Raw genomic sequence first — 23,106 nt, 5'->3', positions numbered from 1 at the left:
GAAGGGGCGGGGTGGCTCTAGGAGAGCGGACGCGCCGGGGTCGAGCCGAGAGCTGCGATCCGCGCGGTGGCGATCGTGAACATGGTGTCCTCCTCAGGGGCTCGGCGATGTCGTCCGGTTGGCGCGACAGCCCACCAGCCTATTGCTGTGAACCAGCTGAAAGCAAGAGTCATTCCCGATTCGCCCTGCTCTTTCCCGGCGACCGCGGCGAGGTGGCTCGGGTGGCTCACCCCTGGACAGCGAGCCCGGTTCGGAGAAAGCGCTGCAGGTTGCCGCCCAGCACGGCCAGGACATCGGCGTCGCGCCAGCCGCGACGCAGCAGAGCCTCGGTGACGAGCGGAAGCCCTTCCGGACCCTCGAGCCCGGGAAGGTACCGATCGGCGGGGACGCCCTCGATCGTCGTCTGCACGCAGCACGGGGCCGTGGTGTCTGCGAGCACCTCGCGGACGAAGTCTGGTCCCATCCCGACGTGGTCCACCCCGGCGACGGACACCACCCGCTCGAAGTGGTCGATCAGGGTGTCGATCGTGTAGTCGCTCGCATGCAGATACGGGGCGAAGAAGTTGACGCACACGACTCCCCCCGTCTCCGCGACTCCGGCGATCTGCGCATCGGTGAGGTTGCGGTGGTGATCGAACAGGGCGCGGGCGGACGAATGCGTTGCCATGACGGGTCGCGTGGCGAGCTCGAGCACGTGGTCGACGCCGCCCGCTCCGAGGTGGCTGACATCGAAGATCATGCCGATGCGCTCCATCTCGGCCAGCGCCTGGACGCCCGTGCGCGTCAGCCGGCTGCCCGCGGCGTCTTCTCCGCTTCCGTCCGCGAAGGCGCTGCGACCGAAGTGGGCGACCGAGCCGACGCGCACTCCGAGCCGATGCACCGTCTCGAGGAGCTCGACATCGTCGGCGATGCCGGGCATGCCCTCGAGAGCGAGCACCAACGCGATGCGCCCCTCACCGATCACCCTGTCGATGTCGTCCCCGTCGAGGCAGAGCCCCACCGCATCCGCGTTTCCTTCCGCCACCCGGTGCGCGGCTTCGATCATGCGGAACGTACGACGCAGCGCGCCCTCCGGCCGGTAGACGTCATCGACGAACACGGGCAGGACCTGCAGGTCGACACCACCCGTGCGCAGCTGCGGCAGCCACTGGGCCCGGAAGTAGTCCGACCACTCGGCGGGCGGACGACTCGTCACCGAGCAGAGCAGATCGTTGTGCGCATCGGCAACGACGGCGCGGCGGTGGAGATCGAGGGCATCGATGGCGGTCACGGCTCGAGCCTATGGCCGCGTCGGAACGGACGGTTCGTCGTAGCGCACCATCACCGGTGCCGGATCTGGTGCTCCTGGCTCACGCCGCGGCACTCTCGCGGGCCAGCAGACTCTCCTTGACATCGACGCCCCACGCGAAACCGCCGAGGCTCCCGTCGGTGCGCAGCACCCGGTGGCAGGGCACGAAGAGCGCCGGGGCGTTGCGGGCGCAGATGGACGCCGCAGCCCGAACGGCCCGGGGGTTGTCCAGGCGTGAGGCGAAACCGGTGTAGGTCAGCGGCCCGCCCGGCTCGATCTCCCGGAGCGCCGACCAGCCGGCGAGCTGGAGTGCCGTGCCGGTCTGCTTCACGGCGACATCGTCGATGGCCGAGAGGTCGCCCGCGTAATAGGCGACCACCGCGTCCGCGGCGTCCGTCGCACCATCGCGCAGCGCCTCCGGACGGTTCGCCGCCGACAGCCGCCCGAGGATCGCCTCGACGTCGGACGTCCAGCCCGAGGCCAGCACGCGCTGATGGTCGTCGGCGAGGATCGTGAAGGCGCCGTCCGGCGTCTCGATGGTCTGGATGAGGGCGGTCATGAGTTCTCCTTCGTCGTGATGTCGGTGGGACGGTGCGCTGCGGGGACCCGCCGCGGCCCGACGGGGCGCACCGGAGCGGCGCGCCACAGATGCGCGCTCAGATAGCTGCGCCATGGTGCCGCGCGCAGGGCCCAGTCGGTGAGCGCCCGTGGCTCGCCCGGCACGCCGGAGGCCGCCGCGCCGGCGCGCAGCGCGACGTCTCCCGGGAGCAGCACATCCGGATCGCCGAGCACACGCATGCGCACGTAGTCGGCTGTCCAGGGTCCGATGCCGGGCATCGCGAGCAGGGCAGCACGCTGGTCGACGCCGTCATCTCCGACCGTGAGCGTCAGGGATCCGTCGGCGAGAGCGGCCGCAGCGCCGGTGATCGCGCGGATACGGGCGGCCGGCCCTCGCAGCACCTCGGCTCCGTGGGCGGCGATCGCCGTCATCGTCGGGAAGAGCAGTCCGTTCTCGGTGCGCTCCCCCAGCGCCTCGGTGAGTGCCGTGAGCGCGGTTCTGGCGGCGACCACGGTGATCTGCTGCCCCACCATGGCGCGGATGAGCATCTCATGCGGATCAGCCGACCCCGGCACGCGGATGCCGGGGGTGCGCGCGACGAGCGGCGCGATCTCGTCGTGTTCCGAGAGCGCCTCGTCGATCGCCAGCGGGTCGGCATCGAGGTCGAAGATGCGTCGCACGGTCGAGACCAGCGGTGCCAGGTCCCCCAGCCGCGCGACGCGTGCCCGCAGGTGCAGGCGCTCACCCTCCTCCTGACGCACCTCGAACCAGGCGGGACCACCGGCCATGCGGAGGTGACGCGAGAAGGACGTCGCCGTGGTCTCTTCGACGCCGGGGATCGCACGCGCCGCCATCCAGGCAAAGACGCCGCTCGCGTCGAGTGGACCGCGATAGGGCAGCACGAGGTCGATCGAGCCGGGAGCCGCGGACGCCGGAAGCCGTCGCCGCGCCCTGAGCTCCCCCGGCGTGAGGCCGAAGACCTCGCGGATCGTGTCGTTGCACTGTCGGATGCTGGCGAACCCGGCGGAGAACGCGACATCCGAGATGGGCATGTCGGTGCCGACGAGGAGCATGCGCGCGGTGTGCGCCCTGTGTGCCCGCGCCAGTGCGAGCGGCCCGGCGCCGAGTTCGGTGGTCAGCAGCCTCGTGAGGTGCCGACCGGAATAGCCCAGTCGCGCGGCCAGGCCCGGCACGCCCTCCCGTTCCACGACGCCGTCGGAGATCAACCGCATCGCTCGCGCGGCGGTGTCGCCGCGGATATCCCACGCCGGCGAGCCGGGAGCGGCCTCGGGCAGGCAGCGCTTGCAGGCGCGATACCCGGCCTCGTGCGCTGCGGCGCTGGTCGGATAGAACGTCACGTTCTGGGGTTTGGGCGTGCGCGCGGGGCAACTCGGACGGCAGTAGATCCCGGTCGAACGGACGGCCGTCACGAACTGCCCGTCGAAGCGGGTGTCGCGCGCGCTGATCGCACGGTAACGCTCGTCGAAGTCCGTCACGGGGAAGCTCATGCCTCCACTGTGTCACGCCCCACCGACAACGACTGGCGGAAATCGGACATGACTGTCCGGGCCCGAACGCCGAGACCCACCCGCCTCGCCGACACCCATCGCCGCCGCAGTGGGCGCGTGTGGGTCTCGGCGTGGAGAGTGGGTCTCGAGGTATGCGCAGGCGCGCGTTCAGTGGAAGAAGTGGCGCTCACCGGTGAAGAACATCGTGACGCCGGACTTGCGCGCCGCGTCCACGACCTCCTCGTCGCGCACGGAACCGCCCGGTTGCACGATCGCCGTGACGCCGGCATCGATCAGCACCTGAGCGCCGTCGGCGAAGGGGAAGAACGCGTCGGAGGAAGCGACGGATCCGGCCGCCCGGTCCCCTGCACGCTCGACCGCGAGGCGGCAGGAGTCGACGCGGTTGACCTGGCCCATGCCCACGCCCACCGTGGCGTTGTCCTTCGCGAGCACGATCGCGTTCGACTTGACCGCTCGGCAGGCCTTCCACGCGAAGATGAGGTTCTCCATCTCCTCGTCGGTCGGACGCTCACCCGAGACCAGCTCCCAGTTCTTCGCGACGGAGACGATGTCGTCGGGGAACCGGTCGGCATCCTGCAGCAGCAGCCCACCGGAGACGAGACGCACGTCCATGCGCTCCTGCTGCCAGTCCTCGGGCAGCTGCAGCAGTCGCAGGTTCTTCTTCGCCTTGAACACCTCGAGCGCCGCGGGTTCGAACGACGGCGCGACGATGACCTCGGTGAAGATGTCCTTGAGGTTCTCGGCCATCTTCAGCGTGACCGTGCCGTTGGCCGCGATCACACCACCGTATGCCGAGACGGGGTCGCACTCGTGCGCACGCAGGTGGGCGCTGGCGATCGGGTCGAGCGCGTTCGGCGCCGTGGTCGCGATACCGCACGGGTTGGCGTGCTTGATGATGGCGACAGCCGGCTTGACCATGTCGTATGCCGCGCGCAGGGCGGCATCGGCGTCGACGTAGTTGTTGTACGACATCTCCTTGCCCTGCAGCTGCGTGGCCTGGGCGATGCCGTGTCCACCGGCGCGCGTGTAGATGGCGCCGCGCTGGTGCGAGTTCTCGCCGTAGCGGAGAGTCGCGAGCCGCTCAGCCTGGATCGTGAGATGCGTCGGCAGGTCGCCGTCGTCCTGCAGCGTCCCCTCGGCGAACCACGAGGCGACCGCGGTGTCGTATGCCGCTGTGTGCGCGAATGCTCGGGCGGCGAGCTCACGACGCTGCGTCAACGAGGTGCCGCCCTCGCCGATCGCCGCGATGATGCCGGGGTATGACTGCGGCGAGACGACGATCGCCACGTTCGCGTGGTTCTTGGCCGCGGCGCGTACCATCGCGGGGCCGCCGATGTCGATCTGCTCGACCACGTCGTCGCCGACCGCGCCGGAGGCGACGGTCTCGATGAACGGGTAGAGGTTCACGACCACGAGCTCGAAGGGAGTGATGTCGAGGTCGGCGAGCTGGCGCTCGTGGTCCTCGAGACGCAGGTCGGCGAGCAGGCCGCCGTGGATCTTCGGGTGCAGCGTCTTGACGCGACCGTCGAGCATCTCTGCGACGCCGGTCACGGCGGCGACGTCGGTGACCTCGAATCCCGCCTCGCGGATGGTCGACGCCGTCGAACCCGTCGAGACGATCTCGATACCCGCCTCAGCCAGAGCCGCAGCCAGCAGGAGCAGGTCGGTCTTGTCGCTCACCGAGACGAGCGCGCGCCTGATCGGCACGGTGTCGCGATCGCGGTAGAGCGTGGGGTCGTGGCGGGGGCCGGCCATGATGGGCTCCTTCGTGCGGGGCGTCGGGTGGGGGTCAGGAGGAAGAGCTGAGGACGAGGTCGCCGGTGGCGATTCCGCGGACCACGTCGATGAGCAGTCGGCGCTCGACGGGCTTGATGCGCTCGTGCAGGCTGTGCTCGGTGTCGCCGTCGAGGATGGGGACGCGCTCCTGGGCGAGGATCGGACCGGTGTCGACGCCGTCGTCGACGACGATCACGCTGGCCCCGGTCTCGGCGACGCCGGCCGCGAGCGCGTCGCGGACGCCGTGGGCGCCGGGGAACTCGGGCAGGAACGCCGGGTGCGTGTTGATGAGGCGCGGCGAGTACTGTGCGACGAGCGACGGCGGAAGCAGGCGCATGAGCCCGCTGAGCACGACGAGGTCCGGCTTCCAGACGGCGAGCTGGCCGGCGAGTTCCGCACCCCACGCCTCGCGACTCTCGTGCTCATGCCACGGCACCGTGAAACTGGGGACGCCGAACTCCTCGGCATGGGCGAGCCCCTCGGCTTCGCGATCGGCGCCGACCACGATCACCCTGGCGGGAAAATCGGGATGACGAGCGGCCTCGAGGAGGGCGCGAAGATTCGAGCCGGTGCCCGAGATGAGAACGGCGACCGTGAGCACGCGCCCAGTCTACCGGGGCGCCGAAGCTCGTTCCGCCTGCGTCGCACGCACACCGCGAGCCGTCAGTCGCGGTCGTCCCTCGGCGGCGTGAAACCGCGGACATCATCCAGCGGAGCCGTGTCATCGAAGGCCTGCGTGTGGGGGAAGGGGATGCCAGGCACCGGGACCACGGACGCTGCGCTCGGATCGAGCTCGGACATCTCGGCTATCCACCGATCGGTGCGCTCCTCCGCCAGTTCATCGCGATGTCGTGGGGACAGGAGCAGGATCGCGGCGCCGACGAGCACCTCGAGGCCCAGGGCGAGCATGAAGGGCAGCGCCGCTGGTCCGACGTCCGACAGCCGTCCCGGTCCCATCGACCCGCTCGCCAGCACGGCGGCGATCCCGGCGATACCGGCGGTGACGACCGCGATCCCCACCGCGATGACGGCACGCTGCGCCGTTCCCAGCGGAGTGCCCTCCCAGACGAGACGGGAGCGAACCGCCCACCCCGCGAACGCTCCGGCGGCGATCGGGACGAGCACCACGATCAGCATCCACATCGAGCTGTTCTCGGGCAGCAGTCCGAACATGGGGATGCCGGGCACGACTCCCAGCTGGGTGCCCGCTGGCGACACCGCGGTGCCGACGCCGACGGCGAACCCGGGGCCGGCGAGCCAGGACGCGACCCAGACGATGAGGGTCGGCAGGTACACCAGCTGCGCCAGGGTCATCACCGTCGCACCCAGCGCATCGACGCGCGAGGCCTGGAACAGCGCGACGACTTCACCTCCCCGGAACAGCGTCACCACCGCGAGGGCCAGAGCAGAAGCGCCGACCACGCCCATCAGGGTGAAGGCCGCGCCTCGAACGACGGCGGCGGGGACCGGTGCCCAGTCGTCGCGGACGTCGATGCGATCGTGCAGACGGTCGAGGATGCCGCCGTCGCCCTCTTCCCAGGCGATCCGGACGGCGCCGCACAGCGCGCCGACGAAGTAGACCGCCGCGGGAAGGGCGATCGCGAGCAGGAGGGGCGTCTGCGCCGCATCCAGCCGCGCCGTCAGCGCGACACCGGCGGAGATCGCGGTGAACACCACGGTGCCGGACACCACGCCGAGCAGCCAGGTTCCCGCCGTGGCGGCTCTGGCTCCGGAGCGCGCGGCGAACAGCAGTGTGAAGAGCAGGAATGCCAGCGGGGTGATCGACACCGCGAACGAGGCGGCCTGGGCGGGGATCGCGAGGGCGACCAGAAGCTCGTCAGGAATCGTCACCGCCAGCGGCACCCCGTGTCCGAACTCCCAGAGCGTGCCGGTGAGCGGCCAGAGCGCACCCCAGTCGGCGCTGATCCCGAAGGCGAGAGTCCACAGCAGTGTCAACGGCGCGAGCAGCACGACGAGACCGACCGCCGCGGCGATGGCGGCGTCGAAGGCGGCGAGGAGCGCGACGAGGAGGCGTTGCATAGCGCTTCGAGACTACGACGAGTTCCCGACGAAGCCCCGGGGGCGCGCGTGGGGTCGGCGACACGATAGCGTTTCTCCGGAGGTTTCCCGATGACAACTGCCCCGCCCGCCCCGGCACCCACCGAGCCCAAGAACTCCCTGGACCGCTTCTTCGAGATCAGCAAGCGCGGATCCACGATCGGCACCGAGATCCGAGGAGGTCTGGTGACGTTCGTCACGATGGCCTACATCGTGATCCTCAACCCGATCATCCTCTCCGGCAAGCCCGACGTCGCCGGAGACATGCTCAGCTTCAACGCCGTCGGCGCCGCCACCGCGTTGACCGCCGGCGTCATGACGATCCTGTTCGGTCTCGTGACGCGCCTGCCCTTCGGTTTCGCCGCAGGACTCGGCATCAACGCCTTCGTCGCGTTCTCCGTGGTCGGGCAGGTGACCTGGCCCGAGGCGATGGCACTCGTGATGATCAACGGTGTCGTGATCGTGCTGCTCGCGGCCACCGGGCTGCGGAAGGCGATCTTCGACGCCGTGCCCTTCCAGCTGAAGATCGCCATCACGGTCGGCATCGGCCTGTTCATCGCCTTCATCGGCTTCGTCAACTCGGGCTTCGTCACCGCGACCGGCGCCTCGTCCCCTCCGGTCGGGCTCGGCGTCAACGGTTCGGTCGCGACCGTGCCGACCCTGCTGTTCGTGATCACCCTGCTCCTCACCGGCATCCTCGTCGCCCTCAAGGTCAAGGGCGGCATGCTCATCGGTCTCATCGGCGGCACCGTGCTCGCAGTCATCGTCGAGGCGATCTGGCACATCGGCGCCCGCGGCTTCGACGACGAGGGCAACGTGGTCAACCCCGGCGGCTGGGGCCTCACGGTCCCGGCACTGAACGGCTCCCCCGTCGGCATCCCGGACCTCAGCCTGATCGGCGCCGTCGACTTCAGCTTCGACCTGAGCAAGGTCAGCCTGGTCGCGATCGTGATGATCGTCTTCACGCTGCTCTTCACGAACTTCTTCGACGCCATGGGAACCATGACCGGCCTGGCGAAGGAGGCGAATCTCGCCGACGACAACGGGGACTTCCCCCGCATCAAGTCGGCACTGGTCGTCGAGGGCGTCGGCGCGATCGCCGGTGGTGCGACCTCGTCGTCCTCCAGCACCGTCTTCATCGAGTCGGGTGCCGGCATCGGCGAGGGAGCCCGCACGGGACTCGCGAACGTCGTCACGGGTGTCGTGTTCCTGATCGCGATGTTCCTGACCCCGCTGACCTCCATCGTCCCGACCGAGATCGCGGCCGCGGCCCTGATCATCGTGGGTGCGATGATGATGGCGCAGATCCGCTACATCGACTTCAGCGACTTCCGCGTGCTGCTGCCGGTGTTCCTCACCGTCTCGGTCATGCCGCTCACCTACTCGATCGCGAACGGCATCGGGGCGGGCTTCGTCAGCTGGGTGCTCATCCACGCGTTCTCGGGCAAGGCGAAGACCATCAGCCCGCTGTTGTGGGTCGTCGGCGCCGGCTTCCTGATCTTCTTCGCGAGAGGCCCCATCGAGGCGCTGTTCGGCGTCGGGATCTGACGCGAGAACACGAGGGGCGGATGCTGCGGCATCCGCCCCTCTTTCTGTTCGGTACCGTCGCCCGGATGCATGACCGTCGCACGGATGCATTGCCCACACGGAGTCCTCGGTCATGCAGGTGTCGGCCGATCATGCATCCGACAGGGTCTCAGGAATAGGCCTCGGCGAACTCCGCTGACGGCTCGATGGGCTCGATCACGTCGATCAGCACACCCCCGGGCGCCTCGACGATGAAGTGACGCTGCCCGAAGGTCTCGTCCCGAAGCGCGAGGCGCTCGACCAACCCGTGCTCACCCACGAGCCGACGGTGCGCTGCCGTCGCGTCGACGACCTCGACGTTGAGCAGCAGACCTCGGACGGGCTCACGGAAGCCGTCGGGGATCGTCTCGTGACCCCGGTCGAGGAGCGCGAGCTCTCCTCCTTCGACGCGCAGGCTCACGTACCAGTCCGCCTCGAACGTCGTCTCGAAGCCCAGTTCCTCACGATAGAACTGCGCGGCAGCGGCGACGTCATCGACCATCAGAACCGGGTAGAAGCTCGTGATCTCCATGAACTCTCCTTTACATACAGTGTGTTTGTAACATCGGTGGCTAGAATACATACAAGTCGCACGTAAAGGAAGTCCCATGCCGCGAGCATCCGCTGCCGACGCCGCCGAGACGGCGCGACGCATCCTCGAGACCGCCACCGCGCACTTCGCCGAACACGGCTACGCATCCTGTTCCGTCGATGACCTCGCACGCGCCGCCGGAGTGACCCGCGGGGCCGTGTACCACCACTACGCATCGAAGCCGGGACTGTTCGCCGCGGTCGCCACCCGCCAACAGCAGAGCGTCGCCGAGGCGATCGTGGCCGCGACGAGGGACAGCACCCCGGAGACCGCACTCCGCGAGGGGAGCCATGCCTACCTCGACGGCATCACGGGCAGGACGGCCGCGCGCGTACTCCTCATCGACGGACCCTCCGTGCTCGGCTGGGAGGAGTGGCGCCGCCTCGACGCGGAGGGGCCGGAGCGCGAGCTGCGGACGGGACTGCGTGAAGCAGGAGCCCCGCCCGCGCTCCTCGACGCCCTGACCGCAGCCCTGTCCGGCGCCATGAACGAACTCGCCCTCTGGCTCGCCGTTCGCCCGGACGACGCGGAGGCACGACAACAGGCCCACCGCGCACTCGACGCGCTTCTGGACACGGCTGCCAGCCGAAGCTGAGCGGTGCTTGCGCGGCCACCGTCGACCGCGCGAGGGTGGAAGCTCGACGACCGGGAGGAGCTGCGTGCACATGCCACACGACCATCACGCCCCCTCTCGAGGCAGCTGTCGGCACCGTCGCCCGGATGCATGAGCGTCGCACGGATGCATGACCCACACGGGGTCCTCGGTCATGCAGGTGTCATCGGGTCATGCGGCCGGGCATGAAAGAAGGCCCCGGGGTGGAGCCCGGGGCCTTCAGATCAAGCGTAACTCAGATCAGAGCGACTCGATGATCGCGCGCATCAGATCCGCCGTCTCGGACGGCGTCTTGCCGACCTTGACGCCGGCGGCCTCGAGGGCCTCCTTCTTCGCCTGAGCGGTACCGGCGGAACCGGAGACGATCGCACCCGCGTGACCCATGGTCTTGCCCTCGGGGGCCGTGAAGCCCGCGACGTAGCCGACGACGGGCTTGGTGACGTTCGCCTTGATGTAGTCGGCCGCCCGCTCCTCGGCGTCGCCGCCGATCTCGCCGATCATCACGATCGCCTTGGTCTCGGGGTCGGCCTCGAACGCGGCGAGCGCGTCGATGTGCGTGGTGCCGATGACCGGGTCGCCGCCGATGCCGATGGCGGTCGAGAAGCCCAGGTCGCGCAGCTCGAACATCATCTGGTAGGTCAGGGTGCCCGACTTCGACACGAGGCCGATCGGACCCTTGCCGGTGATGTTAGCGGGCGTGATGCCGACGAGCGCCTCACCGGGGGTGATGATGCCGGGGCAGTTCGGTCCGATGATGCGGGTCTTGTTGCCCTTGCTCTGCGCGTACGCCCACGCCTCGGCCGAGTCGCCGACGGGCACGCCCTCGGTGATCACGACGAGCAGCGGGATCTCGGCGTCGATGGCCTCGATCATCGCGTCCTTCGTGAAGGCGCCGGGGACGAAGGCGATCGACACGTCGGCGCCGGTCTCCTTCATGGCCTCGGCGACCGATCCGAAGACGGGAAGCTCTACGGCGTTGCCGTCCTTGTCCGTGTGCGAGACCGTGGTACCGGCCTTGCGGGCGTTGACGCCACCGACGACCTGGGTGCCGGCCTTGAGCATCAGCGCGGTGTGCTTGGTGCCCTCGCCGCCGGTGATGCCCTGGACGATGACCTTGGAGTCCTTGTTGAGGTAGATAGACATAGCTCTGGTTCCTTGTGTCTCAGGCGATCAGGCGTTGGCGAGCTCGGCGGCCTTGTCGGCGCCCTCGTCCATGGTTGCGGCCAGGGTGACAAGCGGATGCGCGTACTCGGCGAGGATCGCGCGACCCTCGTCGACGCGGTTGCCGTCCAGACGCACGACGAGCGGCTTGGAGGCCGTGGCGCCGAGCGTCTCGAGCGCGCCCTTGATGCCGTTGGCGACGGCGTCGCACGCCGTGATGCCACCGAACACGTTGACGAACACGCTCTTGACCTGCGGGTCGCCGAGGATGACGTCGAGGCCGGCGGCCATGACCTCAGCCGAGGCTCCACCACCGATGTCGAGGAAGTTGGCGGGCTTCACGCCGTTGTGGTTCTCGCCGGCGTAGGCGACCACGTCGAGCGTCGACATGACGAGTCCCGCGCCGTTGCCGATGATGCCGACCTCGCCGTCGAGCTTCACGTAGTTCAGGCCCGACTCCTTGGCCTTGGCCTCGAGCGGGTCGGCGGCGTCCTTGTCCTCGAGCGCCTCGTGCTCGGGGTGGCGGATCTCGGAGGCGTTGTCGTCGAGCGTGACCTTGCCGTCGAGCGCGATGATGTCGCCCTCTTCGGTACGCACGAGCGGGTTGACCTCGACCAGCGTCGCGTCCTCACCCTTGTACACGTCGAACAGCTTCACGAAGACGTCGGACACCTTGTCGACGAGGTCTTCGGGGAAGTTGGCCGCACGAGCGATCTCGACGGCCTTCTCCTTGTCGATGCCCGTCAGCGGGTTGACCTCGACGCGCGCGAGCGCCTCGGGGCGCTCGACCGCGAGCTCTTCGATCTCCATGCCGCCCTCGACCGAGCACAGGCTCAGGTAGGAGCGGTTGGCACGGTCGAGCAGCACGGAGAAGTAGAACTCCTCGGCGATACGCGCACCCTGCGCGACCATGACGCGCTTGACGACGTGGCCCTTGATGTCGAGGCCGAGGATGGCCTTCGCTGCCTCGTACGCCTCGTCGGGCGTCTTGGCGACCTTGACGCCGCCCGCCTTTCCACGGCCGCCGGTCTTCACCTGAGCCTTGACGACGACCACTCCACCGATCTTCTCGGCGGCCGCCCTCACCTCTTCAGGGGTGTCCGCGACGATGCCGGCGAGGACCGGCACTCCGTACTTTTCGAAAACGTCTCGTGCCTGGTACTCGTACAGATCCACTGTGGTTCCTTCACTGGGCTGCTGTCTGGTAATTCTCTCGATGTCGAGACATCGACCAGTCCCCCAGCCTACTACCTCGGCCTGGGCGCTCCTGCGGCCGCGAGGCCGCCCTCCCTCAACGCAGCGGGGGAACGCCGACTCGTCGCGCCGGCACGCCGGCCAAGCGGAGCTGACGCCTGATCGCGAACGGCGTGAACACGAGCGCGGCACCGACCGCGACGATCAGCGGACGCACGACGACCACGGGCAGACCGCCCACGAAGGCGACCAGGATCGCGACCACGAGGACGACGGCCAGCACGACCTCGACCATCAGGAGTTGGCGGCGCACCGAGGCCCCGTCGTCCGCCAGGGTGGTCTCCCGCCCCCGCACCCGGATGTGCTCGGTCCACCGCACCCCGTCCCACCACCGCCGGGTGCCATGTCGCCGCGTGTCGAACCAGCCGGCCGGGATCCCGTCGTCTCTCACGCTCCTCAGTATGACGGCGATGCCTGGGCGTCTCCGCGCGCTCCGGTCTAGGCTTTCGCCATGCACGAATCCGCAGAACTGCGCACCGGCGTCGTCGCCGCCGCGCTCGAACTCTTCAACGCCCAGGGGTTCGACCAGACCTCGGTGGAGCAGATCGCGAAGGCCGCCGGGGTCTCCCGCTCGACGTTCTTCCGTCAGTTCGGCGGCAAGGAGGACGTCGTCTTCGCGGATCACGAGGTGCTCCTCGAGCAGCTCAGGGAGTTCCTCGACGAGGGTCATGACGATCCATGGGGTGCCGTGTGCGCCGCCTCCGAATCCGTCTTCGCGCACTTCGCCCGCGACCCGGAACTCGCCAGGCGTCGCTACCAGATCGTGCGCCAGGTCCCCGTGCTGCGCGAGCGCGAGATCATCACGGTCTTCCGCTACGAACGACTGTTCGACGACTACCTGCGCAGCGCGCTTCCCGGCGTCGATCCGCTCGACGCGGTCGGCTTCGCCGCTCTGGTCACAGCGGTGCACAACCACGTGCTGCGCCAGCTGCTGCGCGGCCGCAAGAAGGTGCCGCTGTCCACGCTCCAGACGGCGCTGGTCGATGTACGCCGGCGCTACGGTGTCGCGGCCGATGAGGCCGCGTCCGCTCCGGATGACATGGTGGTCGCCGTCTTCCCCCGCTCCATGCCCATCGCAGAGGTGAGCCGCAGGCTGCAGTCCCAGCTCGACTGACGCGTCCCGGTCGTGGAACCCAGTATCGAGGAGTACGATACTTGGTGCCACGAAGGAGCCCCATGAGCACTGCAGCCTCCCCCTTCCCCGGCGAGCGCGTCTCGTCGTACGACATCACCGGACGTCAGGACAGCGACTACTACGCGGTCTTCACCGACATCCCCTCCGCCGACCGGGAGGCGTGGGACCGCGCGAAGGCCTACATCGACGAGGTCGCCCCGCAGATGGCGGATGCCTGGGACCGTGCCGAGTACCCGCTCGATGCCGCACGCCGGATGGGCGAGATGGACCTCGTCGTCGACGGGGTCCAGCACCCGTCGCTCACGAGCCTGTCACCGCTCGCCGCAGGCCTCGTGAACATGGAGATCTCCCGCGGTGACGGCTCGCTGGGCACGATCCTCGCAGTGCAGGGCGGACTCGCGTTGCGCACCCTGGCCCTGTTCGGCTCCCCCGCGCAGCAGGAGCGATGGCTGACGGCCCTCGCCGACGGTTCGGTGCTCGGTTCGTTCGCTCTGACCGAGCCTGATCACGGCTCCGACTCGGTATCGCTGGAGACGGTCGCCCGCCGCGACGGCGAGAGCTGGGTCATCCGCGGCACGAAGAAGTGGATCGGCAACGGCGCCTCCGGCGGTGTCACCTTCGTCTGGGCGCGTGTCGACGACGAGGGCGCCGACGAGCACGGTGCCGTCCGGTGCTTCCTCGTCGAGCAGGACACCCCCGGCTACACCGGCACCGTGATCCGCGGCAAGGCCTCGCTGCGCGCCATCCACCAGGCCCACATCGAGCTCGACGACGTGCGGGTGCCGCTCGATGCCGTACTGCCGGGGACGAAGAGCTTCAAGGACGCATCGACCGTGCTCTACGCCACCCGCTCCGGTGTCGCCTGGTCGGCGCTGGGGCACGCGACCGCCTGCTACGAAGCGGCGCTGGCCTACGCGACCCAGCGCGTGCAGTTCGGAAAGCCCCTGGCGAAGTTCCAGATGGTCCAGGAGCGCCTCACCCACATGCTCGAAGACCTCACAGCCATGCAGCTGTACTGCCGGCGCATGGCCGACCTCGAGACGGCCGGCGAGCTGCGTCCGACTCAGGCGTCGCTGGCGAAGTACCACAACACGCGTGCCGCGCGCCGGATCGCCTCGACCGCCCGTGACCTGCTCGGCGGCAACGGCATCCTGCTCGAGAACGGCGTGATGCAGCACCTGGCCGATATCGAGGCGATCCACACCTACGAGGGCACCGAGAGCGTGCAGGCCCTGCTGCTCGGACGCGACATCACGGGTATGAGCGCCTTCGCCTGAGCCTCCGTCCGCGAGGACCGGTTCACCTGCGCCGCGCGCGCACGTGACGCTCGCGACTCGCTGCCGCCCCGGCCACGGCCTGCACGCCGAGCAGCAGGACCAGCGCCACGACGGGGACGCCCCACCCTCCGACGGCAGCGTGCAGCACGCCAAGACCGATCGGGCCGAGCCCTGCCAGCAGGTAGCCGATCCCCTGGGCCATGGTCGACAGGTGCGCGGTGTGCTGTGCGTCGGGGGCACGCAGCACGATGTAGGTCAGCGACAGCGCGATGGCCGCACCCTGACCGAGTCCGAGGAGGGTCATCCACACCCAGGGCGCGGCTCCGCCCGGCGCGACCAGAAGGCCGATCAGACCTGCCGCGCACAGGAGTGCGGAGAGCAGGACGGGAAGCCAGGTCGGCCGCAGGTGTCGCTGCATCGTCGGCACGAGCAGCGCGGCGGCGATCCCCGGGAGACTCGAGTACGACAGCAGCAGTCCCGCCTCGGACACCGGCACGCCGGCGTCCTGCAACATGGTCGGGATCCAGGTCAGGGCTGCGTAGTAGCTCAGACTCTGCAACCCCATGAATCCGGTGACCGCCCAGGCGACGGGATCACGCAGCAGAACCGACATCCGCGGCTCGTCTCGAGGCTCGACGATCGCATCCGCGGGAGCGCCGGTCGCGGGCGAGCGGACCGGCGCTCCCGAGACCCCGCGCAACGCCCACGGCAGCCACACCAGCAGTGCGAGCACGGCGGGAATCGCCCAGACCGCGAGGGCACCACGCCAGGAACCGTCGAGAGCGGTCATGAAGGGCACCGTGAGGGCCGCAGCCGCCGCAGCACCGAGGAAGAGCGCGGTCGAGTACAGCCCCATCATGAGCCCGACGCGGTGGGCGAAGTCCTGCTTGATGACAGCGGGCATGCACACGTTCGCCACTGCGATGCCCGCGCCGACCAGCACAGTGCCGCCGAACAACGCCACGGGTGAGGGAAGCAGGCGGACGCCGATGCCGATCGCCACGACGACCATGGTCAGGGCGAGCAGCCGATGCAGGCCCACCCAGCGCGTCAGCGCCGGCGTCAGGAAGGCGAAGGCGCCGAACGCGAACACCGGGATCGTGGTCAGCAGTCCTGCCGCGGCTGCCGGGAGCCCGAGGCTCCGCTCCATCGCGGGGAGCACGGGCCCGACCGAGGCGACGCCCATGCGGAGGTTCAGCGCGATCAGGAGCAGGCCGACGCCGACATATATCCCGGTGAGGACTCCACCACGACGAACGGACGGCGTCAGTGGGGTCGGGGCGGTGTCGAACGGTTCCTGCATGGTGGTCATGCTTCGAGTCCAGCATCCGCGCCGTGCGTCAGGAAACACGTACACTGCAGTCTGATGTCGAATACCCGCCAATCCCGAATGGTCGACCTGCACCTGGTCGATTTCGACGCGCTGACCACTCTCCCCCTGGAGGGCGCCTACCGGTTCGCGCACGCCGAGACATCTCCGCGTCATGCTCATCCGCTCGGACATCTGGTGCATGCCGCCTCCGGTGTGCTCTCCCTGCTCACCGACGACGGAGCCTGGATCGCGCCCTCCACGCGCATGGCCTGGGTGCCCGCCGGCGCCGAGCATCGCCATCGTGCGCACGGTCGCACCGACATGCGCATCGTGCACCTGGACGACGAACTCGCAGCACTCCTGCCCTCCGCTCCTGCCGTTCTCGTCGCCACGCCTCTTGCGCGGGAGGCGCTGCTCGCGATGACGTCCGACCGCCCCCGCAGCTCCAGCGCACTGGACCATCTGCGTCATGTCGTCGTCGACGAGGCGGTGACGGCGCCGGAGCAGCCGCTGCATCTGCCCGAGCCCCGAGATCCGCGACTGCGCAGGGCGGCGCGCATCGTCGAGCATGACCTCGCCCGCCCCGTGCCGCTGGGTGAGCTCGGCATGCGCACCGGTACGGCCGAACGGACGCTGAGCCGCCTGTTCCAGCAGGAGACCGGGATGGGCTATCGGCAATGGCGTCTCCAGCTGCGGGTGCACCGCGCACTCGTCCTGCTCGCGGACGGAGCTTCGGTCACCGGGACGGCTGCCGCGTGCGGCTGGGCGACGACGAGCCAGTTCATCGAGCAGTTCACGCCGCTCGTGGGGATGACCCCCGGCCGATACCGACAGTCTCAGCCCGCGGTGTGAGACAGCTCCATGCACACGAGGCGCGCACGCTCGTCCCAGGACGGGACGCGTTCGAAGCCTCGCGATTCATAGAGGCGCACCGGCCCGGCCCGCCAGGCCCAGACCGACAGGCGCACCCGCGCGGCGCCGAGGTCGCGCGCGTCGTGGAGCGCGGCGTCGAGCAGTGCGGACCCGACGCCTCGGCCACGCACCTCCGGCACCGCCCACAAGCGCTTGATCTCGGCCACGTCGTCGCTCACGGAGAGCACGACGACCCCGACGACGCGATCGCCGAGCTGGGCCACACGCACGCGGTGACCCGCGTAGGCCGCTGAGGGGTCATCGATCTCGCGGCGATAGCGCTCGGGAAGTGCTCCGGAGGGATCGGGCGCGCTGCCGCCTTCCTGCTGCCTCTTCTCACGCTCGGTCTGCAGCAGATATGCCCGCACCGCAGCGCGGACCTCGTGCGCATCGGCTCCGGACAGGTCGGCGAGCCGGATCACCGGTCGATCCGCCTCGGGTCCGAGCGCGACGCTCACGCTCAGTCGCAGCCGCAGCCGCCGGACGGCGTCTTCACCATGAAGCACACGTCGCAGACGCCGTAGTCGCGCTCCTCGACGGGCTTCGGCGCCTTCTCCGCGCGGGGGGCGGAGACGCGAGGAGTCGTCGCACGCTTCGCCGCACGCTGCGGAGTCAGCGGGATGAACTCGCTCGGGTGACTGACGTAGAAGTACGGCGGGCGCCCCTCACTGGGCTGCAGTCGCAACGGCGCGGAACCGACGATGAGTCGCTCGTCTTCCGTGAAGCCGTTCGTGTAGGTGCGGCCGATGTGGAGGGATGCTCCCTCGCCACGACGGATCGCCTCGATGTATCGACCGCGGTCGATGAACGAACTGATCCCGATGGCCTCGACGATCGCCGTGATGAACGCGTGGTTCGACGGGTCGATGCGGTGCGCGCGCAGCGCCTCCGGGAGCGAACGGTATGGACGGGAGGTGCCTGCGGGGGTCGGGCCCTGTACTTCTTTCATCCCTTCCAGGATCCCACGCCGCGAGGGGTGCGGCCGACCGTTTTCTCCTCGTATACGTGCCAAACTGACGTCATGGCTCAGGCGACGATCATCGGATCCGGCCCGAACGGCCTCGCGGCGGCGGTGTCGCTCGCTCGTGCCGGCTACACGGTGCGCGTCCTCGAAGGCGCGGACACGATCGGCGGCGGGGTCCGTACCCGCGAATCCACGCTCCCCGGCTTCCAGCACGACGTATGCTCCGCCGTGCACCCCGCTGCCCTCTCCTCTCCGTTCTTCCAGGCGTTCGGTCTCGATCGGCGGATCGAGTGGATCCGGCCGGAGGCGTCCTACGCGCATCCCCTCGACGACGGACGTGCGGCGGTGGCATGGCGCGATATCGATCGCACCGCGGCACAGCTCGGCGTCGACGGCGGAGCCTGGCTGTCCCGACTGCGGCCTCTGAGCCGGCACATCGAGGGGGTCGTCGACTTCACGGGCAATCAGCTGCTCCGGATCCCGCGCGATCCGGTGACCGCCGTGCGCTACGCCCTGCGGATGCTGGATCAGGGCACGCCCCTGGCCGCCGCGGCGTTCCGCACGGAGGAGGCCGCCGCACTGATGTCGGGGGTGGTGGCGCACGCGAACTCCCCGCAGCCGTCGCTGGCGGGCGCTGCCGCAGGGCTGCTGCTCGCCGCACTCGGTCACGCGGGAGGCTGGCCCTATCCGCGCGGTGGTGCGCAGCGCATCGCCGACGCCATGGTCGCCGACCTCGAACACCACGGCGGCACCATCGAGGTGAGCACCGCCGTCTCCGATCTCGCGACGCTGGACTGGGGCGACCCGCAGCGCGGCGACCTGCTGCTGCTCAACACCTCGCCGCGACTCGCACTCACGCACCCCGACGTCCCCGCAGGCTACGCCCGCTCCGTCCGTTCCTATCGCTACGGCCCGGGTGCCGCGAAGGTCGACTTCGCCCTCGACGGCCCGGTTCCGTGGACGAACCCCGACGTCGCCGGCGCACCCACCGTGCACCTGGGGGGCACCCGCGCGGAGGTCTGGGCGAGTGAGAACGCCGTCGCCGCAGGCCACGTGAGCGATCGCCCCTACGTGCTCGCCGTGCAGCCCTCTGTCCTCGACGACTCCCGTGCTCCCGCCGGGAAGGCCGTGTTCTGGGCCTACATCCACGTCCCTCCGGGCTCCGACCTCGACCCCACAGAGCTCATCACCGCGCAGGTGGAGCGCTACGCCCCGGGTTTCCGCGACCTGATCCTGGCACACCACGCGGTGCCGGCGTCGTCGCGGGAGGCGATCAACCCGACCGAGATCGGCGGCGACATCTCCGGCGGAGTGTTCGACATCCGTCAGGCGCTGCGTCGCCCGGTGCTCTCCCCCGCCCCGTGGCGCACCCCGATGCACGGCGTGTATCTGGCCTCCGCCTCGACGCCCCCCGGTCCGTCCGTGAACGGGATGGCCGGTTGGCACGCCGCTCGCACCGCGCTGCGGGATGCGGGAGAACCCGCGGCGCTCTCCGACCTGTTCGGCTGACCGCCCCTCTTCCCTCGCCGATCACGCGCAGCCAGGATGGGAGCATGCGCTACGACATCCCCGCGCCGATGCTCGCCAAAGCGGTGCCCGCGGTGCCCGACCCCGCGAAGACCCCGGGTGGGCTGCTGTACGAACCGAAGTGGGACGGCTTCCGCGGACTCATTGCGTGGGACGGCGAGACGGTGGAGATCGGCTCGCGGGGCGCCAAACCGCTGACCCGCTACTTCCCCGAACTGGTCGATGCGATCCCCCAGCTGCTGCCTGAACCGTGTCTGCTCGACGGGGAGATCGTCGTCGCCACCGGTCCGCACGGATCGCAGCGACTGGACTGGGAGGCGCTGAGCCAGCGCATCCATCCCGCTGCCTCGCGCGTGGCGAAGCTCGCCGTCGAGACACCGGCGATGTTCATCGCCTTCGATCTGCTCGCCGCCGGCGAGGACGATCTGCTCACCCAGTCGTTCGAGACCAGGAGAGCGCGCCTCGAGACGCTCCTGGAGACCGTCGAGCACCCGCTGCACCTCACCCGCGCGACCCGCGATCGCGACGCCGCGGTGCGCTGGCTGGCCGAGTTCGAGGGAGCCGGACTCGACGGCGTCGTGGCGAAACCGCTCGATCAGCCCTACGCACCCGGCAAGCGCACGCTCTTCAAGATCAAGCACGCCCGCACGGCCGACGTGGTCGCGCTCGGCTACCGCGTCCACAAGTCCGGCTCGGGCGTCGGCTCCCTCCTGGTCGGGCTGTACGACGAGGACGGGACTCTTCGCCAGGTCGGCGGTGTGGCGGCGTGGAGCGATGCCCGTCGGCAAGAACTCGTCGAGGAGCTCGCCCCGCTGGTCGAGCGCGATGAGGCGGGCGAAGCCGTGACCGCGGAGGGCGAGCGATCGCGGTTCAGCGGATCGAAGGATGTCTCGTTCGTGCGGTTGCGTCCTGAGCGCGTGCTCGAGGTGCGATACGACCAGCTCGAAGGCGCTCGCTTCCGTCACACCGTGCAGTTCGAGCGCTGGCGGCCCGATCGCGATGCCCGCTCGTGCACCTACGAGCAGCTGGAGACCGTCGCGGGCTACGACCTCGCAGACGTCCTGAGCTGAAAAGCGCTAGCTGAAACCGTCGTGCGCTGAGGTCCCCGACTCGACGGCGGGGGTCAGCCCTTCTCGGCCGGGGTGCCGTCGTCGTCCCAGTTCGCCGCGACCTTCTTGCTCGGCTGCACCCGCGGGGGCTCGCCGGGCATCTTCGGGAACTCCGGCGGGAAGGGCAGCTCGCCCAGCCCGTTCTCCTTGTCGCGCTCCCACCACTCCAGCAGCGTGTCGATGCGTCCTGGGCTGTCCTGCAGCGATGCCCACGGATCGCCGATGTCATCGAGGCGCTTCGGAATGCTCCGGACGGTGAACGCCGTCGGGTCGAGGCCGTCGAGTTCCTCCCACGCCACCGGTGTCGAGACGGTCGCTCCCGGCAGGGCACGCGGGCTGTAGGCGCCCGCCATCGTGCGGTCGCGGTTGGCCTGGTTGAAGTCGACGAAGATGCGCTCGCCCCGCTCCTCCTTCCACCAGTTCGTCGTGACCTGCTCGGGCATCCGCCGCTCGAGCTCGCGTCCGGCGGCGATCACCGCGTGACGCACATCCAGGAACTCGTGAGTCGGTTCGATCGGCGCGAACACGTGCAGCCCGCGGTTGCCGCTCGTCTTGGCGAAGGCCTCGAGTCCGGCCTCGCGGAGCACCTCGCGCAGCGTGTGGGCGGCTGTCACGGCGTCTGCGAAGTCGGTGCCCGGCTGCGGGTCGAGGTCGATGCGCAGTTCGACGGGATCGTCGGGGTCGGTGGCGAGCGATGCCCACGGGTGGAACACGATCGTGTTCATCTGGACCGCCCAGACGATCGCGCTGGCGCGGTTCAGGACGATCTGCGGGTGTCGACGCCCGCTGTTGTAGGTGACCGTCACGGCATCGACGAAATCCGGCGTCCCCTTGGGCGGGTTCTTCGAGAAGAAGCCCTCCGCTCTGGCCCCTCCGGAGGGGCCGATACCGTCACGGAACCGTTCCAGCGACACCGGGCGGTTGCCGTTGGCGGCCAGGAAAGGGCCGGCGACCAGCTGCACGTACTCGGCCAGTTCCGCCTTGGTGATGCCGAGGTCGGGCCACACCACGCGATTCGGGCTGGAGAGCGCGACCTCGCGCTCTCCGTCGAGGTCGGCGACGGTCAGGGTCACGCGTTCTGAGGCCATGTTCCGACCCTAGGGTGCAGCCAGGACGGACGGAACCCCGCTCGCTCCGCAGCGCGCGGGGGCCGGATCAGGTCAGCAGATCTGGGTCAGTCGCCGAGGTCGACGGCGAGGACCAGGACCGGCGTGAGCGCATCCCGTTCGACGACGATGGAGGGACCGGCCGAGTCGACGATCACCCCGGCGATGTCGGCGTGACTGGTGAGCACCTTCGCGAGCTGCTCGGGTGCGAACGGGAGCGGTCGGTCGCCGCGGCCGAGGGCGATGACCTCGAGCGGGTGCGAGAAGAGCTGCAGGAATCGGCGTCCGTCCGTCGTCTGGGCTTCGGCGATGCCGACGGGGCCGCCGCCGGAACCGTCGTTGACGGCGACCCACATCCGCGTGGTCGCGAGTGCCTCCCCGACCTTGACGGCCGAGTCCTGCTCGCGAGGGGCTGCGAGGATGCTCTTCACCGCCATGTCGACGTCGGCCTGCTCGAGAGTCTTCTGCAGGAGCTCGGTCGGGAAGACCACGCGGTGCGGAGCCGAGGCGTTGTCGACGATGAGGCCGGCGAAGTCACCGGACACGACCTGCTGCAGCACCGAGGTGACCGGCTGAGCGACCGCCGAGGTCGACGAGGGATCGGCCTCGAGCTGCACGGAATCACGCACGGCGCCCGCCGAGCTGAACGCGAGCATGTACTGGCGGTCCTCGCTGTCTCGGACGACCGCGACCGAAAGGGCCTTGCCCTCGCTGATCTGTGCACGCGCGTCGCCGTTCACGCGGATGTACAGGTGCCCCTGGAGCGCCTGACGCATGACCCCGAGCAGCTGATCGTTGGTCGCGCCGGCTTCGATCTCGGTGAGCGCTTCACGCAGCAGGACGTTGTCCTTCATGCCGGGGACCGTCTCGGTCTGCTCCGGCGGCAGCGCGGACGCGAGGGGCAGGCGCCGCTCCTCGGGCGCCTCGGGCTGGGTGGCAGGACGCGGCGGCGTCCGCGGCGCGGCCGGAGCTGCGGGCGGCGTCTGCGGGTTCGACGGCGCGTCGGAGGACGGCAGCTCGACCTCAGGACCCGCTGCCGCACCGACGCCTCGGAACGCCTGCACCGAGATCCCGATCGACGGCGCCGCAGCGGGCTGCTCGTCGACGGTGCTGTCCGACGTCACGCTGTTCGACGTCACACTGTCGGACGTCACGCTGTCGGACGTCGCGCTCTCTGACGCCGTGCCTTCGGAGAGCGCAATCTCGGCGGGATGGTCATCCCCCTGCGCTGTGCGGGGCTCGACGGCCTCGGCGGTGGGGGCGACGGCATCGTCACCGGACTTCTTGCGGCGGGAGAAGAGGGCCATATGAGCCAGCCTAACCGGCAATCCGCACGGCGCTCCCTCCCGATGCTCCGCCGACGCGGGC

General features: G+C 69.6%; 22 protein-coding genes. 7 read left to right on the top strand and 15 right to left on the bottom strand.

Annotated features, from left to right (window positions below; genetic code table 11):
* Positions 1-226: 226 nt before the first annotated feature.
* The 6 genes from ABRP18_RS05190 to ABRP18_RS05165 all read right to left on the bottom strand — a co-directional run bounded on the left by ABRP18_RS05190 (position 227) and on the right by ABRP18_RS05165 (position 7,192).
* Positions 227-1,270, bottom strand: coding sequence for a membrane dipeptidase (locus tag ABRP18_RS05190; RefSeq protein WP_349885659.1), 1,044 nt, complete (start codon positions 1,268-1,270; stop codon positions 227-229).
* 79 nt (positions 1,271-1,349) lie between these two features.
* On the bottom strand, positions 1,350-1,847 hold the full coding sequence (locus tag ABRP18_RS05185; RefSeq protein ID WP_046748824.1) for a methylated-DNA--[protein]-cysteine S-methyltransferase: 498 nt from the start codon (positions 1,845-1,847) through the stop codon (positions 1,350-1,352).
* On the bottom strand, positions 1,844-3,355 hold the full coding sequence (locus ABRP18_RS05180; protein ID WP_349885658.1) for an AlkA N-terminal domain-containing protein: 1,512 nt from the start codon (positions 3,353-3,355) through the stop codon (positions 1,844-1,846). Before ABRP18_RS05180 ends, ABRP18_RS05185 begins: the two co-directional genes overlap by 4 nt.
* Positions 3,356-3,523: 168 nt before the next feature.
* Positions 3,524-5,131: a bifunctional phosphoribosylaminoimidazolecarboxamide formyltransferase/IMP cyclohydrolase gene (gene purH / locus ABRP18_RS05175; RefSeq protein ID WP_349885657.1), complete on the bottom strand. Its 1,608-nt coding sequence runs from the start codon at positions 5,129-5,131 to the stop codon at positions 3,524-3,526.
* A gap of 34 nt (positions 5,132-5,165) precedes the next feature.
* Complete coding sequence (purN, locus tag ABRP18_RS05170; protein WP_058632670.1) at positions 5,166-5,753, bottom strand: phosphoribosylglycinamide formyltransferase; 588 nt, start codon at positions 5,751-5,753, stop codon at positions 5,166-5,168.
* Positions 5,754-5,815: 62 nt separating this feature from the next.
* Positions 5,816-7,192, bottom strand: coding sequence for a DUF6350 family protein (locus ABRP18_RS05165; protein WP_349885656.1), 1,377 nt, complete (start codon positions 7,190-7,192; stop codon positions 5,816-5,818).
* A gap of 90 nt (positions 7,193-7,282) precedes the next feature.
* Between ABRP18_RS05165 and ABRP18_RS05160 the strand changes: the two genes are divergently transcribed.
* Positions 7,283-8,758, top strand: a complete 1,476-nt coding sequence (locus tag ABRP18_RS05160) for an NCS2 family permease (RefSeq protein WP_046748819.1) — start codon at positions 7,283-7,285, stop codon at positions 8,756-8,758.
* Between the two features lie 148 nt (positions 8,759-8,906).
* Here the strand turns inward: ABRP18_RS05160 and ABRP18_RS05155 are convergent, their stop codons facing one another.
* The gene (locus tag ABRP18_RS05155; protein WP_058632668.1) at positions 8,907-9,308 is read right to left on the bottom strand and encodes a VOC family protein; all 402 of its coding nucleotides are present in this window, start codon (positions 9,306-9,308) and stop codon (positions 8,907-8,909) included.
* A 76-nt stretch (positions 9,309-9,384) separates the two neighbouring features.
* Between ABRP18_RS05155 and ABRP18_RS05150 the strand changes: the two genes are divergently transcribed.
* Positions 9,385-9,963: a TetR/AcrR family transcriptional regulator gene (locus ABRP18_RS05150; RefSeq protein WP_046748817.1), complete on the top strand. Its 579-nt coding sequence runs from the start codon at positions 9,385-9,387 to the stop codon at positions 9,961-9,963.
* Between the two features lie 258 nt (positions 9,964-10,221).
* Here ABRP18_RS05150 and sucD read toward each other — a convergent pair whose 3' ends face one another.
* The 3 genes from sucD to ABRP18_RS05135 form a co-directional block, all read right to left on the bottom strand.
* Positions 10,222-11,124 (bottom strand): succinate--CoA ligase subunit alpha, encoded by a 903-nt coding sequence (gene sucD, locus ABRP18_RS05145; protein WP_046748816.1) that lies wholly within the window; start codon positions 11,122-11,124, stop codon positions 10,222-10,224.
* A 27-nt stretch (positions 11,125-11,151) separates the two neighbouring features.
* Complete coding sequence (sucC, locus tag ABRP18_RS05140; RefSeq protein WP_045263776.1) at positions 11,152-12,318, bottom strand: ADP-forming succinate--CoA ligase subunit beta; 1,167 nt, start codon at positions 12,316-12,318, stop codon at positions 11,152-11,154.
* Between the two features lie 115 nt (positions 12,319-12,433).
* A complete protein-coding gene (locus ABRP18_RS05135; RefSeq protein WP_349885655.1) occupies positions 12,434-12,787 on the bottom strand; it encodes a DUF2510 domain-containing protein in 354 nt (117 codons plus the stop codon).
* Positions 12,788-12,847: 60 nt separating this feature from the next.
* Here ABRP18_RS05135 and ABRP18_RS05130 point away from each other — a divergent pair, with 60 nt between their 5' ends.
* Both ABRP18_RS05130 and ABRP18_RS05125 read left to right on the top strand, forming a co-directional pair.
* Positions 12,848-13,510 carry a TetR/AcrR family transcriptional regulator gene (locus tag ABRP18_RS05130; protein ID WP_046748814.1) on the top strand — a complete coding sequence of 221 codons (663 nt, stop codon included), beginning with the start codon at positions 12,848-12,850 and terminating at the stop codon, positions 13,508-13,510.
* A gap of 62 nt (positions 13,511-13,572) precedes the next feature.
* Positions 13,573-14,808, top strand: coding sequence for an acyl-CoA dehydrogenase family protein (locus tag ABRP18_RS05125; protein WP_349885654.1), 1,236 nt, complete (start codon positions 13,573-13,575; stop codon positions 14,806-14,808).
* Positions 14,809-14,830: 22 nt separating this feature from the next.
* On the opposite strand, the gene ABRP18_RS05120 is transcribed toward ABRP18_RS05125, so the two are convergent.
* Entirely contained in the window at positions 14,831-16,120 is a 1,290-nt protein-coding gene (locus ABRP18_RS05120) for an MFS transporter (RefSeq protein WP_349885653.1), read from the bottom strand.
* Positions 16,121-16,174: 54 nt separating this feature from the next.
* Here ABRP18_RS05120 and ABRP18_RS05115 point away from each other — a divergent pair, with 54 nt between their 5' ends.
* Entirely contained in the window at positions 16,175-16,972 is a 798-nt protein-coding gene (locus ABRP18_RS05115) for a helix-turn-helix domain-containing protein (RefSeq protein WP_127011899.1), read from the top strand.
* On the opposite strand, the gene ABRP18_RS05110 is transcribed toward ABRP18_RS05115, so the two are convergent.
* The gene (locus ABRP18_RS05110) at positions 16,957-17,490 is read right to left on the bottom strand and encodes a GNAT family N-acetyltransferase (RefSeq protein WP_349885652.1); all 534 of its coding nucleotides are present in this window, start codon (positions 17,488-17,490) and stop codon (positions 16,957-16,959) included. The two genes, ABRP18_RS05115 and ABRP18_RS05110, sit on opposite strands and share 16 nt — an antisense overlap.
* Before the next feature lie 2 nt (positions 17,491-17,492).
* Entirely contained in the window at positions 17,493-17,981 is a 489-nt protein-coding gene (locus ABRP18_RS05105) for a hypothetical protein (RefSeq protein ID WP_113680550.1), read from the bottom strand.
* A 72-nt stretch (positions 17,982-18,053) separates the two neighbouring features.
* Between ABRP18_RS05105 and ABRP18_RS05100 the strand changes: the two genes are divergently transcribed.
* Together ABRP18_RS05100 and ABRP18_RS05095 are read left to right on the top strand one after the other, a co-directional pair.
* Positions 18,054-19,505: an NAD(P)/FAD-dependent oxidoreductase gene (locus tag ABRP18_RS05100; RefSeq protein ID WP_349885651.1), complete on the top strand. Its 1,452-nt coding sequence runs from the start codon at positions 18,054-18,056 to the stop codon at positions 19,503-19,505.
* Positions 19,506-19,549: 44 nt separating this feature from the next.
* Positions 19,550-20,593: an ATP-dependent DNA ligase gene (locus ABRP18_RS05095; RefSeq protein ID WP_058632663.1), complete on the top strand. Its 1,044-nt coding sequence runs from the start codon at positions 19,550-19,552 to the stop codon at positions 20,591-20,593.
* Between the two features lie 53 nt (positions 20,594-20,646).
* Here ABRP18_RS05095 and ligD read toward each other — a convergent pair whose 3' ends face one another.
* Complete coding sequence (gene ligD / locus ABRP18_RS05090; protein ID WP_046748808.1) at positions 20,647-21,720, bottom strand: non-homologous end-joining DNA ligase; 1,074 nt, start codon at positions 21,718-21,720, stop codon at positions 20,647-20,649.
* An 86-nt stretch (positions 21,721-21,806) separates the two neighbouring features.
* Entirely contained in the window at positions 21,807-23,045 is a 1,239-nt protein-coding gene (locus ABRP18_RS05085; protein WP_349885649.1) for an SseB family protein, read from the bottom strand.
* Positions 23,046-23,106 lie beyond the last annotated feature (61 nt).

This window comes from Microbacterium sp. WHRI 7836, assembly GCF_040223885.2.
GTDB classification, from domain to species: Bacteria; Actinomycetota; Actinomycetes; order Actinomycetales; family Microbacteriaceae; genus Microbacterium; species Microbacterium oxydans.
Note: the sequence above shows the minus strand (reverse complement) of the source record. Positions and strands in the feature narration are given on the sequence as shown.